Annotated in this window: 15 protein-coding genes; 7 read left to right on the forward strand and 8 right to left on the reverse strand. The window is 60.3% G+C overall.

Going from position 1 to position 13,624, the window contains the following annotated elements; all coding sequences use genetic code 11:
* Positions 1 to 39 precede the first annotated feature (39 nt).
* From ACFT1A_RS17315 to ACFT1A_RS17330, 4 genes are read right to left on the reverse strand one after another with little or no spacing between them, the layout of a single operon-like run.
* Complete coding sequence (locus tag ACFT1A_RS17315) at positions 40 to 378, reverse strand: DUF3349 domain-containing protein (RefSeq protein WP_378447965.1); 339 nt, start codon at positions 376 to 378, stop codon at positions 40 to 42.
* 11 nt (positions 379 to 389) lie between these two features.
* Positions 390 to 716, reverse strand: a complete 327-nt coding sequence (locus tag ACFT1A_RS17320) for a DUF3349 domain-containing protein (protein WP_378447966.1) — start codon at positions 714 to 716, stop codon at positions 390 to 392.
* Between the two features lie 49 nt (positions 717 to 765).
* Positions 766 to 1,047 carry a hypothetical protein gene (locus ACFT1A_RS17325; RefSeq protein WP_003941641.1) on the reverse strand — a complete coding sequence of 94 codons (282 nt, stop codon included), beginning with the start codon at positions 1,045 to 1,047 and terminating at the stop codon, positions 766 to 768.
* Positions 1,048 to 1,061: 14 nt separating this feature from the next.
* Positions 1,062 to 2,249, reverse strand: a complete 1,188-nt coding sequence (locus ACFT1A_RS17330; RefSeq protein ID WP_003941590.1) for an inorganic phosphate transporter — start codon at positions 2,247 to 2,249, stop codon at positions 1,062 to 1,064.
* A gap of 151 nt (positions 2,250 to 2,400) precedes the next feature.
* Here ACFT1A_RS17330 and ACFT1A_RS17335 point away from each other — a divergent pair, with 151 nt between their 5' ends.
* The 6 genes from ACFT1A_RS17335 to ACFT1A_RS17360 all read left to right on the forward strand — a co-directional run bounded on the left by ACFT1A_RS17335 (position 2,401) and on the right by ACFT1A_RS17360 (position 7,559).
* Positions 2,401 to 2,595 (forward strand): hypothetical protein, encoded by a 195-nt coding sequence (locus ACFT1A_RS17335; protein ID WP_378447967.1) that lies wholly within the window; start codon positions 2,401 to 2,403, stop codon positions 2,593 to 2,595.
* A 96-nt stretch (positions 2,596 to 2,691) separates the two neighbouring features.
* Positions 2,692 to 3,150: a DUF5994 family protein gene (locus ACFT1A_RS17340; RefSeq protein WP_042921868.1), complete on the forward strand. Its 459-nt coding sequence runs from the start codon at positions 2,692 to 2,694 to the stop codon at positions 3,148 to 3,150.
* A gap of 499 nt (positions 3,151 to 3,649) precedes the next feature.
* A complete protein-coding gene (locus ACFT1A_RS17345; RefSeq protein WP_378447968.1) occupies positions 3,650 to 3,832 on the forward strand; it encodes a hypothetical protein in 183 nt (60 codons plus the stop codon).
* A 57-nt stretch (positions 3,833 to 3,889) separates the two neighbouring features.
* Entirely contained in the window at positions 3,890 to 4,852 is a 963-nt protein-coding gene (locus ACFT1A_RS17350) for an SMI1/KNR4 family protein (protein ID WP_378447969.1), read from the forward strand.
* A gap of 160 nt (positions 4,853 to 5,012) precedes the next feature.
* The gene (locus tag ACFT1A_RS17355; RefSeq protein WP_378448042.1) at positions 5,013 to 6,068 is read left to right on the forward strand and encodes a hypothetical protein; all 1,056 of its coding nucleotides are present in this window, start codon (positions 5,013 to 5,015) and stop codon (positions 6,066 to 6,068) included.
* 264 nt (positions 6,069 to 6,332) lie between these two features.
* Entirely contained in the window at positions 6,333 to 7,559 is a 1,227-nt protein-coding gene (locus ACFT1A_RS17360) for an MFS transporter (protein WP_378447970.1), read from the forward strand.
* Here the strand turns inward: ACFT1A_RS17360 and ACFT1A_RS17365 are convergent.
* The 3 genes from ACFT1A_RS17365 to ACFT1A_RS17375 form a co-directional block, all read right to left on the reverse strand.
* Positions 7,501 to 8,094 (reverse strand): transposase, encoded by a 594-nt coding sequence (locus tag ACFT1A_RS17365; protein WP_378447971.1) that lies wholly within the window; start codon positions 8,092 to 8,094, stop codon positions 7,501 to 7,503. The two genes, ACFT1A_RS17360 and ACFT1A_RS17365, sit on opposite strands and share 59 nt — an antisense overlap.
* Before the next feature lie 4 nt (positions 8,095 to 8,098).
* Positions 8,099 to 8,722 (reverse strand): hypothetical protein, encoded by a 624-nt coding sequence (locus tag ACFT1A_RS17370; protein ID WP_378447972.1) that lies wholly within the window; start codon positions 8,720 to 8,722, stop codon positions 8,099 to 8,101.
* A gap of 680 nt (positions 8,723 to 9,402) precedes the next feature.
* Positions 9,403 to 9,906, reverse strand: coding sequence for a hypothetical protein (locus ACFT1A_RS17375; protein WP_378447973.1), 504 nt, complete (start codon positions 9,904 to 9,906; stop codon positions 9,403 to 9,405).
* A 327-nt stretch (positions 9,907 to 10,233) separates the two neighbouring features.
* On the opposite strand from ACFT1A_RS17375, the gene ACFT1A_RS17380 reads away from it, so the two are divergent.
* A complete protein-coding gene (locus ACFT1A_RS17380; RefSeq protein ID WP_378447974.1) occupies positions 10,234 to 10,587 on the forward strand; it encodes a hypothetical protein in 354 nt (117 codons plus the stop codon).
* Between the two features lie 576 nt (positions 10,588 to 11,163).
* Here ACFT1A_RS17380 and ACFT1A_RS17385 read toward each other — a convergent pair.
* Positions 11,164 to 13,284, reverse strand: coding sequence for a restriction endonuclease (locus ACFT1A_RS17385; RefSeq protein WP_378447975.1), 2,121 nt, complete (start codon positions 13,282 to 13,284; stop codon positions 11,164 to 11,166).
* Positions 13,285 to 13,624: the final 340 nt, after the last annotated feature.

The following is a 13,624-nucleotide window of genomic DNA, read 5'->3' on the forward strand; positions in this document are numbered from 1 at the left end:
TCGGTTCGTTATCAAACTGGTCCGATTCACGAAGTGCCGTCAGGAGTCGTCTACCGGAGGTTGAGCGTCGATTTTCCAACCTCCACGAATCAAATGTTCCCGTACCCGAGCGACATCCGATTCGTGCGGCATGTCGTCGGTGACTTTGGTGATGAGGACGCCGATGTCGATCGGATCGACCGGAACCGGAAAGTCGATCGGATCGACTGGAACTGGAAACTCGGCGACGAGATCGTCGGCAAGAACGGCGATCTCTGCGTCCGACAGCTGCCGCCGGAGCAGGGCCATCAAAGGGACGTAGTCCTGCTCCGGCACACCGTTCGGATACCCGGCACGCAGCCAGCCGAGTATCGAAGCCAGAAGTGGTGGAAGGCTCAACGAATCGAGCTTCAGTCGTTGTCGAGATCAGCGAGTGGCCACCCGGCGGCAGCCAGGACCGAGGCAACGCGCGCGATGTCCTGGTCCGAGGGCGTCTGGCTCGTCAGATCTGCGATCTGAGCGCTGATCTCGTCGCTCGAGATCACCTGGTCGCTGTTGACATCGCTCAGTTCTGCAAGTGCAGCGCCGATGGCGATTTCTCGAATTTGCGCGTCCGAGAGCTTGCGTCGTAGCAATGCGACCAACGGAATGCGATCCTTGGGCGGTATGCCTTCGGGGTAGCCGGCGCGAAGCCATTCCAGTATGGACTGGGGCAGGGATGGAGTCGGTGCAGTCACGGTGATGTCTTTCCGCTCGTGAGGGCGCAGGGGAGAGCCGCGCCGGGGATCAGAAGATCTCGATGCCGAAGGTGTGGCTGAGGAAGCCCTGCATGATGAAAAGGATTCCGGTGACGATCGCGATGAGTACAACCGCGAAGCACACCACTGCACCTGCCACGGCCAACGGACTGCGAGCCGCGACGGCAGTGCTCCCGCCCCCACTGCCACGCTGCCCGGCGTCGAGGGATTTCAGGCCGATCGCGAAGATCGCCGGGAGTCCGGCGCCCAGCAAGAGGCCGACCAGTACGACCTGCCAGAGCGAGTCGACGGTGTTTTTCAAGATATCCATGTCGATTCCCTCTTTCAGGCTTTGACGTCGGTGGTGACGCGGGCGTCCGGCCCGGGGACCTCTGCGGGTACCAGGCCGCCGTCCCATTCGGCGTTGACATTGCTCGGATCGATGGGCTCCTTGCGGGAGCGCAGGTACATCCAGCCGGCCAACGCGATGAGCACGGCGAATACGACCAGGACGCCGGGCAGGCCGCCGACGATGTTGGCCAGTCCCCAGCACAGAGCGCCGACGATCGCAGCGGACGGGAGAGTGATCAACCAGGCGACCGCCATACGTCCGGCTACGCCCCAACGAACTTCGGCGCCCTTGCGTCCCAGACCGGTTCCCATGATGGAACCCGTCGCCACATGGGTGGTGGAGAGCGGAAGGCCGAGGTGGCTGGAAGTGAGAATGATTGCAGCAGAGGATGCTTCGGCTGCCATGCCTTGTGGTGCGGCAATCTCGACAAGTCCCTTGCCGAGCGTGCGGATAACTCGCCAACCGCCGAGGTAGGTTCCGGCAGCGATCGCGAGCGCGCAGGTGAGCTTGACCCAGAACGGCATGTCCGCGTCGGCGGAAATGGTTCCGTGGGCTACCAGGGCGAGGAAGATGACGCCCATGGTCTTCTGAGCGTCGTTGGTGCCGTGGGCGAGAGAAACGAGTGAAGCCGAACCGATCTGGCCCAGTCGGAAACCCTTGTCCTTGGTTTCTTCTCCGACGTTCGAGGTGATGCGGTAGATGAGCCAGGTGCCGGCCGCGGCAACCAAGCCGGCCACGACGGGCGCGAGAACTGCGGGGATGACAACCTTGCTGAGGACGCCGCTCCAGGCGACACCGCTCATACCGAGGGACGCGATGGCGGCGCCGATCAGACCGCCGAACAGCGCATGCGAGGAACTCGAGGGGATACCGAGCAACCACGTTGCCAGGTTCCAGATGATGCCGCCGACAAGGCCGGCGAAGACGATGGTGAGCAGCGCTTGGCCACCCACATTTCCGAGGTTCACCACGCCCTTGGCCACGGTGGCAGCAACCTCTACCGAGAGGAAAGCTCCGACCAGGTTCAAGGAAGCAGACAGAGCGACTGCCACCTTGGGCTTGAGGGCGCCGGTTGCAATCGACGTGGCCATAGCGTTGCCAGTGTCATGAAAACCGTTGGTGAAGTCGAACCCCAGAGCGGTTACGACGACGACGAGGAGAACGATGAGTTCCGCATTCACGAGAAGTCATGTTCCAACACCGGCGGGCCTCAAATCGACCTGAGACGGGGTCGTTCCGCGACATTTCCACCACTCGGCACCTGCTGTTCATCTTCGTCCGGATAATTGTCCGTTTTGAAACTCCTGGGGTAGCGAAAATTCATTCGCGTGCATGGTCGTGGAGTTTGTGGAGGCATGCGCACGTTTCATCTTCCTGGGCGAAGAGAAGACGATCTCGGTCACCACATTCCGTAAGAGTGGTGACGGTGTGGCTACGATTTCGAAATTCTTCAACACTCTCGGTCACGTCGGTGATGGTCCGTTCCCGTACGGCGATACCGGCGTGATCATTTCCGTCGACGCATAGTCGGCGTTGTGCACCGGAGTAACCTGGAGGCATGGAACCCACGACCGGGCGCCTCTGCCTGACGGTTCCACGAATCCTCCGTCAAGGAGCCTCGTCATGGCGCACATCAGCACTCTCGACTATGCAATGGAAGCACCGCAGCGCCATGTCGGGCAACCTTTCCCTTCGCCGACGCGGACCCCGCGGTTCCTGCTTCGTGGGCAAGGTGCCGTCAAGGCTTCGGTGGACGGCGCGTGGTTCCCGTGGACCACGAACGTCACGGCGGAGCTTCACGATCTGATATCCGCACTTTCGTTGCGGCTGGGGCCGATCGCGAGAGTTGCGTTCGACTGGAACACGATCAGTAGCGCGCAGCGACGTATCGACGAGGTCGACGGACTGGAAGTGCGGGGTCCGTACCCTGGCCAGCCCCACGATTTGATGTATCTCGACGACATCTATGGTCGTCAACTCGTTTTGATGATGATTCCGCCGTACACGGATCCGGACCGCGCGTACGAGGTCATGCGGCGGTTGGTGGACCCTGTCCGCAGCGAAACCTATCGGGTGCAGTGAGATCTTTCTGACGGGCGGAGTCGAATTCTTCGATTCCTGAACATGCGTCCAGTTTGTCTGGTTTGATGGTTTCCGAACCACAATCTCAGGCGCATTCCTTCCGGTCAGCGCTTGGGCGCGGCAGCTTGACTCCCTGCCGTGTCGTCGGTCCGGCACGTCCACCACCCTCCCGCTGTGCGTGAGCGCCGGACCGAAGGAAGCCCCACCCTCCCCACGGGGGTGGGGCTTCTACTTTGTTCGGGCTGACCGGCGTTGGCGTCGCCAATTTCCCTTGGTGTTCTCGAGATCGTAAAGCCTTCGCGCGTTGTGGAATTCGATCCTGCCCATCCACCTGATGTACGCAAAATCGAACTCGGGAGTTGTGTAATGCAGTGTGGCCCTGGGGCGCTCGCGTGCTTTAGATCGAGGAGCATGAGCCGCCGCAGGGAACAACCGCCGGCACGGCGGTATTTACCTATATGCCGGAGTTCATTCCATTCGCGGACTCGACGGTTACCTGTTGTTCGTCGATACCGGTCCCGGTGACCTCTACGGGTGTGTGACCGAGTTCGACAATTTCGCTGCAGACGATGCCGGGCCTCGGTGGGTCTCCCTGAGCGCGATGCTCGCCGATCTCGCAGACAGCCTCGAAACCGGATCAACATTCGACGAATATTGGAAACCTAAAGTGGTCGACGGCTAACTTGAATGGAAGTACGCGCCCTGACTCTTACCCTGACCCGCCGGATACATTCAGGCGATGACCCTCACTGACGCATGGCTGCGGTACATGCAGGTTCTTCACCAGAAGGCTCCGATCACGGCAGGCGCGATGCGTCCGCCGCGGACACTCGCCGAGAGAGAAGATGCAGAACGCGCAACGGCGCCGTGGACTGCGGAGATTCGAGAGTTCTTTTCACTTCACGACGGCCAAAAGAGGCCGACCGGTGGAGAAGCCTTCGTCGGGAGTGTGTTCCCGGGCTTTGAGACGCTCTGTCTCGACGAGGTCGTCGCAGAGCACCGATACTCGCGAGAGCACCTTCATGACACCGAAGATTTGGGCGATGAGTGGGGGAGTGTCGCGCGGGGGCAGCCGGCCGGGGAAGTCGCGCACATGTTTGTCGCCGAATACATTCCGTTCGCGGTGCACGGCTGCGGCGATCTGTTGTGCATCGACACGCGCGGTGGGCAGCGGCAAGGTTGCGTTCGCGAGTTCGGTTCGGAGGGCGCTGATGAATCTGATCCGGAGTCGGCGTCGTTGGCGGACTACGTCGATTCGGTGCGTATCAGTGTCGAGTCGGGTATCGAACATTCCGGTCTTGTCCCGACTGTCGAGGACGGCGCCCTCGTCTGGGACGTCGACTTCAGTGAAAACCCGGTGCAGGGATCCGCGCCCGAGCCCAAGGTGATGATCCGTCTGCCGTTCGCTCTGACGCATTTTCAGCCGTCACAGATCGGACCGGACGATGACCTGATCGACCTCGGTGCCGTGCGGCAAGCGGTATTGGACACAGCCCGATCGTTGCACCCGGGAGCGGCTATAGAAGGGGGTGAATCGGTCTTCCATCGAGTGCCCCGTCAGCAGGGTGTCGAAATCAGTTGGCTCGTCGGGATCGACAGGGAGGCGGCCACTTTCGTGTCCGTTGTCACGGGTATCGGCAACGAGGTGATCGTTCACGAACTACCAGAAGATGGCAGCGCCACCTTCGTGTTCGACGAGTGATGCCCGATCCGCTGGGGCCGCCGGGGTGTGTGGCCCAAGCGGACAACACCGATAGGTCGTCACACTGGTACACACAGTCATGACGGAAAACGAGGAGCCTGAGGCAGTGAGCACAACGAGTACAGCGGATACGTTGTTGTCGGGGCCACGCGGACGGCGGATGCTGCTTGACTACGTGATGGATGCCGAACGGATCCGGCGACCCGAGCCACATGACGACTCGTTTGGTTCCGCGGTTTTTCTGGCCTCCTATCACCTCGACCCCGACCGAGACTCGAGCGTATTGTTCGGCCCCGGCGCAGACGAAGCGCGGCAGACCGTCGTCACTGCCGACGATGTAGCGCACCGCCTGTCCGAGGTACCGCTTCCCGAGGTGACCGAGGTTGCACTCCGTTCGGCCCTCGCCGCAGCGACGGACACAGCGCGCTACTGGCAGGACCCCGACGGTGAAGATATCCTCGTCGCAACCGAGCCGGTACGGCGTGAGCTTCGACGAGTCGCCGAGCACATCGCACGATCCCCACACACGCAGTGGTGGACGACCGCGCTCGCCGAGACCGATCAATGGGTGATAGTGAGCCGGGACGACGACAGCCCCGATACCTTTGAGTCGACGGGTGCAGAACTCCTGAGCGACTGGCACGAGCACACTCTCGCAGCGGAAGCGCGAGCCGCTGACCGCCCGACCGATCCAAAGGCGAACTGGTCCGGTTACTGGTGGTCGAATCCGTCTGTTCGGTGTTCGACACGGACACTGTTCGACGGGACCCCGGCAGAATTGTGGTTCGTCGAAGACGGCATGGGTTGGAAACGCATCGCCGTGCGACAAGTCGACGCACCCGCCGGCGCTCGCATATACGAGATCGACGGTGCGCAGGCGTGGGCGGAACTCTGCAGACGGTTCCCCCTCGAGGTCACCGCGGATAAACGACACGACTGGTACCGGACCACCGGACGATCAGGGCGCTGGGTCATCCCCAACTGGCAGCTCGTCGCCGAGTGCTACACGGGCGTGCATCTCACCGTTATGGGATACCTGGCCGCGGCGGGAACCGCGATCGGAGTCGACGACGAGACGGCGAGCGTCATCGCCGGGTGGGCGCCCGACGCAACATGCTGGCTCACTGACCCCGACCGCATCGGCGAGGAATCCCGTACCTGGGTGCTCGACGACAGCCGAGAACACCCCGACTGGGTCCAAGAAACGCAACAATGAGTGACAGCCAATCGTGTTCGCTGCGCAATGTCCACTCGGTGAGCATCGCGGAGTGCAAGTCGAGACGGGTAACCCCACCTACGGGGACGAGGTGAGTAGCTGTGTCCGCTCTAGTCCTTGGTCACGGTTGAGTGCTTCTATCAATTTCGCAATGCCAACAGCCGTCTCGTCCTCAGCACCGATATCGGGCGTGCTCGGTTACAGTGCCGTGCATGAGCGGGACAGACTGGTGAAGTCGGCTGTGTGGCGTCGTGGATGTCAGCGATGAGTGACGTTTCGCCGGCAGGTCACCGTTCATCGTTCCGACGCTTTCTCACGGCCGCGGTGATCAGTTCGGCCGGCTCGTCGGTGACAGCTGTGGCGATGCCCATTTTGGTAGTGCAGCTTTTGGACGCGACGCCGTTCGAAGTGGGTGTGGTGAACGCGGCTCAGTTCATCCCGTATGCGGTGCTCGGGTTGGTCGCGGGGGTCTATGTCGATCGGTGGCGGCGCAAGCCAATTCTCGTGTGGGCCAGCGTCGGTCGAGCGGTGGTGCTCGGTGCCGTCCCGCTCCTGTGGCTCGCCGGGCTTCTGCACATCTGGGTTCTGGTCATCGTGTTGCTGTTGTTCGGCTCCTTTTCGGTGTTCGGCTTCGCTGCGATGCAGTCCTTGTTACCCCGGCTGGTTCCACGCAGCCAACTGGTGAAAGCAAACGCTCGACTCGACCAAGCCGACGCAGCGGCAACGACATTGGGGCCAACGGTCGGAGGCGCACTCGTAGGCCTGCTCGGCGCTCCCGTGGTGATCGCCGTCGACGCGATCAGCTACCTCATCGATGCCGCACTCAATTTCGGGCTCGACGTCGACGAGCCTCGATCCGTTTCTCGCTCCCGAAACCTGATGAACGAAGTGCGTGAGGGTCTGAGATTCACGTATCGCCACCGCACTCTTAACCCGCTCGCGATATCGACACACGTGTGGTTCCTTGCCAACGGAGCTGCGTTGACTGTGCTGTCGCTGTTCGCTCTCCGCTCGCTCGGGTTCAGCGCCTACACATACGGTTTGCTGCTGACGACGTTCGGTGTCGCAAGCCTCCTCGGCACATCCTGCGCTCACGCGCTCGGCACGCGCATCGGATCAGGACGAGCAGTCATCCTCGCCCGCACGGTATACCCCGTCACCTGGCTTCTCGTGGCCTTCGCGACGGACACAGGTGTCGGCCATGTACTGCTCTTCGCAGCACTGGGCCTGCAAGGGTTGGCAGCGGGCGCGGAGAACGCGAACGAGATGGGCTATTGGCAAACACTCACTCCCGATGAGCTTCTCGGGCGTGTGAATGCCGCCCGACGCTCCGTCAACCGCACCATGGCTGCGCTCGGCGCAGTGATAGCAGGTCTGCTGGTCGGCGCGATCGGTGAACGCCTAACCCTGCTCGGCGTCGCTGTTGTGTTCGCTATCGCCGCAGCCACATTGGGGTTCTCTCCGATGCGACATCCGGCGCGCGAACTCTGACCTCGAGACCTGCACCAGCCGCGCCTGCCCTCAGCTCGTTTTCTTCGTAGTTGGCACGGGAGACCGGATCCTTGAGAGCAGCGAACGCTGAAAGATAGATGGCGCGTTTGAGTCTGGCGTTGCCGCTGTGTTGTCGATGCCCACCTTCGACGGACGTTCCGGAGCGATGTGTGCGAGGTGCGACCCTGGCGTAAACCCGGCCGGTCCACCGAACTTCGCGAGCAATCCTGGTCCGACCGGGCGGTGCATCTGCGCGCCGATCGCGCGTCCGTGGCGGATTCACCGACAACAGCACCGACCGCAGGCGGTTGATCAACCGGTTTTCGTCGACCGCCAGATCGGCGTCGAATTCGGACAGCATGCGTAGACCCTCGACAAGGTCGCAGGCCTTTCCGATCGGCAACAGCGTATCGGGGAGTGTGCGGGCGGCATCGACGATGATGAAAGCATCTTTCGCGTCGGTCTTTCCGTTGCCGGGTACAGGTCCGCGAAACGCTGTATCCGCAGCCCTGGCAGGTAGGTCGACTACTCGCACTTCGCTACCGGCCTCGGCACAGAAAACTACTGGATCCGGTAGCCGTGCCCGGAGCAGAACTGCGCAGTGGAGAGAGATGTTCCCGGCTACGTGGTGGGCTGCTTTTCCTCGGGGTGTCGTCGGTTCGGCTACGATTTCCGGTAATCCGGTCTCGGTACTGGATGAGGTGCGGGTCGCCGAGTTGTTGCGGCCAGAGTTGGATGTGGAGTCGTATCTGCGGTTGGGTCTCCGGTGTCCGGTAGGCGTCCCAGTACTCAGTCCGTCCCCGAGCAAACACTCGCACTCGGCACGGGCCTGGCCTCGGATGGGGAATTGGATGCGATACCTCGCCTGAGAATCCGTCGAAGCAGAGTGCGTCGCTCTCGATGGTGAACGAACCCTCCGCAATGTCTTCCCACACTGTGAGTAGCGAATCCGTGAGCGGAGGGGCAGGTGTTTCGGTGGAGGTGACTGTCACGCGTACGAGCCCGCGTCCACCGGTGTGGATGACGAGTCGGCCTGGTCCGCCGGTGACGAATTGGGGTTCGGTCGGAAACCAACCCGGCGCAAGTGGTTCGTAGTCATCCGGTGAGCGCAGGACGATCGTGTTGTAGAAGGAGTCCACTTCGATTGCGAACGGATCGGGCATCTGTTGCTCCTCCTGCACCCAAGTCGGTTTCGGTCGAATGTATACCCGATGTAATTCCGCTCCGTTGCGGCTGGGACGTGTGTGGCAGACACATTCGATCGGACCGAAACAAGTGCACCCGCCCCACAGACGCGGGACGGGTGCACTCGGTATTCGCAGGTCTGACTTACGTCAGGATGCGGATCACACGTCGTAGTAGAGCTCGAACTGCATTCTCGGCGTTTGCGGTTGTTGGCATTGATTGGCGAAACTAATCTATCTGCGGATATGCCGTTGGAAGCGTTGGTACGAACTGAGCAATTTCGGATCTACTGCGTACTCTCTGCGTACCGAATGCGTCATGCCTGGCTGCTGTCAGCTCAGAATGACTAGAGCGCGTCGCTTGGCGCTAGTCACGAGAATGAAGTTCGCGGCTCAGTCGGTCGGCATCTGTGTCGTACCCACAGTTCCTCAGCAGTTTGATTGCTGATTCAGCCGTATCCCACGCGTGTGTCACCTGCCCGCGTAGCACGATCAGCTCACTGTGGCGCTCAACGGCTTCAACGCCGCACCATTGACGCACAATGCCCCAAGACTGCCGCTGCTTCTCCGCGAATTCCAACCACCAGTCTTCGTCGCCATGCTCTCGTGTTGTGGCAGCAGCTTCTCGCTCACTCGATGCGACCGAAGCCAGAATCCGTTCAGAATTCAACTCGCACAAAGTCGTCACGACGCGCAGGGTCGTCGCCCCACGGCGCCACCAAATCATCACCATCACGGAACGCCAATGAGTCAGATTCCAACTCGGTAGGCTCAATCTCGAGGAGTCGAGCCAACGCATCAACATCGAATATCGTTACGACACCAGCCCATCTGCTATGTCCGGCAGATGCAACAGTTCCATCAATCAGTTCGTCGAATACAACATGGCACGCGCCTTCCCTCGGATCGTTGTAGCCGAGCGATGCCTTACAGACTGCGGCCAGCCTGCTCTCCCTCTCCATGAGTGCATCGCGGTCATCCCACTCGACGTGCAACCTGCCCGGAGTTACGCGATCCTTGAGTCCGTCATCCTCAAAGCGGACAACAACTCGGGGTGGAGGACTTGTCCTTTGAATCTCAAGACATTTCACACGGGTGAATGCGCCTTGGCGGCCCACCCGGTAGGCGTAGTCGTGGCCAACTTCGATTTCGTCAATCTTCAATATTTTTGTCCTTCGTGTCCGAATTTTCCTTGCTCGACGAAAGTTGCCGAATCATCACGGGCTTTGCGCACGCACAGAGATTGGATTCGGTTTAGCAAGTGCCACAAACGATATCGCACGTTTGCCAGTAGACGTGAGATCTTCAAGTCGTGACGAGGCCGAGCACCACGGATTGGTGCGGTAGGGCGTAGATACGTTCGACCCTCCTTTGGACCTGGGAACCCGTACATCTTGCGATCACGTGAGCGAGTTGGGGGCGTGATCGATGCCGGGGGGGAGGTACTCCCCCCACTGGGCGTCACTGAGGCTGCGATCAAACTGCCCTGTATGGCAGGTTTCACTGCGATAATCGAAGCCATGCAGAACAACAGCGAACACGAGCAGTCGGTAGGCGAGACGACCACGACGAGTTCGGAACTGGGTGACCGCATCGAGCAGGTCAACTCCGATCAGGTGCCTGCCTTGATCGAGGTCGACGGGCATCGTGCTTGGATTGTTCCTGAGCGCCTATGGAACTCGATTCAATCGATTGCATTCCATGTCAATGACCCTGTCGGAGCAAAGGAACTGGGGGAGAAGCGACGCCAATACATTCGTGATGAGGCCGAACGACTGGCGAACGACCCCGACGATTTGGCCGAGATAAAGGCGATACAGGACTTCATCTACGGGAACCAATGATTCGAACGCGCCTACACGTGAACACAAATGAGATGGTGTGCCCAAATCGCCAGAACGAATCCGCAATGACGTTCGCACCGGATTAGTACGCGCAGCCGATCGGTGAGGCCACGAACCGAGCGAGCCCACAGTGTCGGTGTATTGCGATGTCTGAGATATTGAGACACTGGAAGATTCACCTCGTCGCATCCATTCATTAGGTCACTGTGGGCAACACGCCATGCCAGCGCGAGATCAAAGCGGCCCGCACTGCGGGCAAGCCGCCCGTCCGCAAATGTGTGTTGTGACGGAAGAAAATCATGAACACGGTTGCACTGGTGAACTTGTCGAACTGCCGACCCGCCCCTTAGAAGTGTCGTCGCGACTACGCAAGAGACACGATCCAGCGCAACCCCAATCGGCGCAACGAGAGCCACGGATGGGAAGCGCAAGAAGCCTCCGCACGGCAGGCCATGGCGGCAAACCGAGATCAGGTACTCAGCGGGGACACCTTCCGATCGCAAAAGCCGTCAACCTGGCGAGTGGGCAGCGCTCCACATTCGGTACATGACGGAGTCGCGCAGACACACATCACCCTCAGCTATTGAGATTCTCCGGCAATGACGTTTCAATGGCGTTTGCCAACGCTCGCAATCGCGAAGCTTCCGACCGCGCGTCGCCGAGTGAGTATGTCGAGAATCTGACGTCATCGTGTCCTTGCACGACTCGAATCGCGTCAGTGGCCGTGCTTGTTAGGTGCGCGAGTGCATCCAGTACTTCTTCGAGGGTTGGTTGTAGCTGAGACCTCCGCCCATCTCGAGAGATGTCGCGGGCTGTTATCGCGTCACCTGTATCCGCTGCTTCGTCGACAAGCTGGGACACCACAAACGAAATCACAGAGAGCTTTCGGCGTCGCCCCTCGATTGCGCGAGCTAGCTCGTCGAGTCCATTTGGAACCTTGAACAAGAGACTCGTCGTCTTCGGGCTCAATCCGAGCGCGGTGGCAGCCTCAACAATATCTCCAAGCCCCTGCGCGTCCACGAGCGCCCACTTCCGCTTGACGGCCATGTTTTTGATGGTCTCGCCAGCGAACGTCGGTCCTATTACCGCAGCGAAAACTGCCTGATGCTGGGTCTTGTGAGTCTCCAAAGCTACGTCGCTAATGTCAGTGTGTGATACCTGACCGTTCGATCGAGACTTAGCCTCTACGATGGCCACCGCTTCAGTTCCAGTATCGTCGCGCCAGCTCACAACGACATCGGTATCACCCGATCCGCTGATTATTCGTGCATGGAACCCCAGTGCTCGAAAAGCATCGCGGATTGCGAGCTCGAAAGCCTTCCCCGAACCGAGACCTGAAGCGTTTGGCGATCGCGACAACGTCACCAACTGATCCGTGAGCGAAGGTTGGTTTGGGGGGCTGGCCCGGGCAATCTCGGCAGACTGAGCCTGCTCGTCATCGCGAGGAGTCGGAGCGGTTGCGAGTGGCAGCCCAGCGAGCAGAGCTAGTCCAAGTGAAGTTGCCCGAAGGCTCCCGTACCGTGGCTGCTCGACCAAACCGGCGTCTTCGAGAAATGATGCGATCCAGCGACTTTTGTCGACGTTGAGGCCGTACTTCGCGGATTCGCGATACATGTCAGTGCGAGTGATACCGAGCTTCACAGTCTGAAGCATTTCGCCGACAAATCGCATATTCGCATGAAGAATTCGGATGAAGTTGATGTCCTCTTCCGATTCAATCCACGCTTTAGCGGGGGTCGTGGCTTGGTAAATGCCGAGTCCGACCTCGTGCAGAAGACCCGATGCCCGGAGGAACGGCATCATTGAATCGACGCTACTGCGTTGCAGCGCGAACGTGTCGGTAATAAAGCGAAGTAGCTCTTCCCGATCGATTGGATCGAGGGCCGCGTTCACAATCGTCCTGAGGTTTTCGACCTTGTTGGGTCTTGAGGCTGGACTTGGAACCCAGATGTTGTAGGTGCTACGAGATTCATGAGTACGTTCGGTCGTCGAGAACTCTGCGAGGAGGAGCTTGATCTCGTGCGGTGCTTCCGCAATGTCGTCGGTGGTGGTACGGCGTATTGCGATGGCTTGGGGGCTAACGATCGTGCACTGAGCGAGAAGTTTCTCCCCCGCTGACGTTGTACTCCAACGGCGGCCTCCGATTCCTTCGACAAGACCAAGAGCGTCAAGCCAATCAATCCGATCGCGCGTGCCGCCCAGACTCCTCCATGCCGTTTCATATTGAACGCGAAGATGGCGGTCGAGGTCCTCGACCGTGCATGGCGCGTTGGACACGAACGCCAGCGATTCCGCGAATAGCCGAAAGTGGCCGGCGAGGGCTGCACCGAGGGCTTCAGGTGCCGGACCCGACTGAAAAGCCTGACCGGCCGATGTTAGGTCAAGTCGACCTCGCACGGTCTGCGCGAATCCAGTCGCTTTGAGGAATCTGCCGTATTCACGCCATGTTGATGGATCTGTTGAGGGCGCAGCGCCAACCTTGTGTATGGCGCCCTCGAAAATCGCAGGAGGGATATCGGGGCGAGACTCCATAACGTCTGCTTTACCAGCGGCGATCTGCTCCACGAGCTCGACGACGAGCGCGAACCAGACTCGCTTGCCTCCACGCAACGCGGGTAGCGAGGACGCTTGCCTCCGCCAAAGTGCCGTCTGCTCGGCTACCTCATGCCGCGGGCTGGTTTTGATTGCTGGAGCCATGGGAGGAGTCTAAGGGACTGCTTGTTTCGCTCATCGAAAACGTCCCCACCGTTTTCAATTCCGTCTGGTGTCCAAGTGTGGATCGCCCCTTTCTGAACACCGGTCGACGAAGTCTAGTCTTCAGCTCGGTCGCGGTGAGATCGAGCGATAGGCCACCCAGCCTTCTTCCGGGGAATCATCGATCCACTCGCATTGATCAACAAGACGTTCGCCGCCCCCGCGCAACTCGCCTAGCGCGCAAGGAAACTGAGATCATTCGCTCGTCGGTCTCCACCTCGGCTTGGCAGACACCGTGCGCCTCGACCTGCCCGAAGCCGAGGACGGTTCCGCACAGTCTCCG

Origin of the sequence: Rhodococcus sp. NPDC057135 (assembly GCF_042670865.1) — a bacterium.
Classification (GTDB): domain Bacteria; phylum Actinomycetota; class Actinomycetes; order Mycobacteriales; family Mycobacteriaceae; genus Rhodococcus_F.

Excerpts from the sequence above, each read along its gene's own strand:
- ACFT1A_RS17380 (WP_378447974.1), top strand. The coding sequence starts at position 10,234 with ATGGCAGGTTTCACTGCGATAATCGAAGCCATGCAGAACAACAGCGAA.
- ACFT1A_RS17385 (WP_378447975.1), bottom strand. The coding sequence starts at position 13,284 with ATGGCTCCAGCAATCAAAACCAGCCCGCGGCATGAGGTAGCCGAGCAG.
- ACFT1A_RS17355 (WP_378448042.1), top strand. The coding sequence starts at position 5,013 with ATGCTGCTTGACTACGTGATGGATGCCGAACGGATCCGGCGACCCGAG.
- ACFT1A_RS17370 (WP_378447972.1), bottom strand. The coding sequence starts at position 8,722 with ATGCCCGATCCGTTCGCAATCGAAGTGGACTCCTTCTACAACACGATC.
- ACFT1A_RS17350 (WP_378447969.1), top strand. The coding sequence starts at position 3,890 with ATGACCCTCACTGACGCATGGCTGCGGTACATGCAGGTTCTTCACCAG.
- ACFT1A_RS17335 (WP_378447967.1), top strand. The coding sequence starts at position 2,401 with ATGGTCGTGGAGTTTGTGGAGGCATGCGCACGTTTCATCTTCCTGGGC.
- ACFT1A_RS17325 (WP_003941641.1), bottom strand. The coding sequence starts at position 1,047 with ATGGATATCTTGAAAAACACCGTCGACTCGCTCTGGCAGGTCGTACTG.
- ACFT1A_RS17340 (WP_042921868.1), top strand. The coding sequence starts at position 2,692 with ATGGCGCACATCAGCACTCTCGACTATGCAATGGAAGCACCGCAGCGC.
- ACFT1A_RS17360 (WP_378447970.1), top strand. The coding sequence starts at position 6,333 with ATGAGTGACGTTTCGCCGGCAGGTCACCGTTCATCGTTCCGACGCTTT.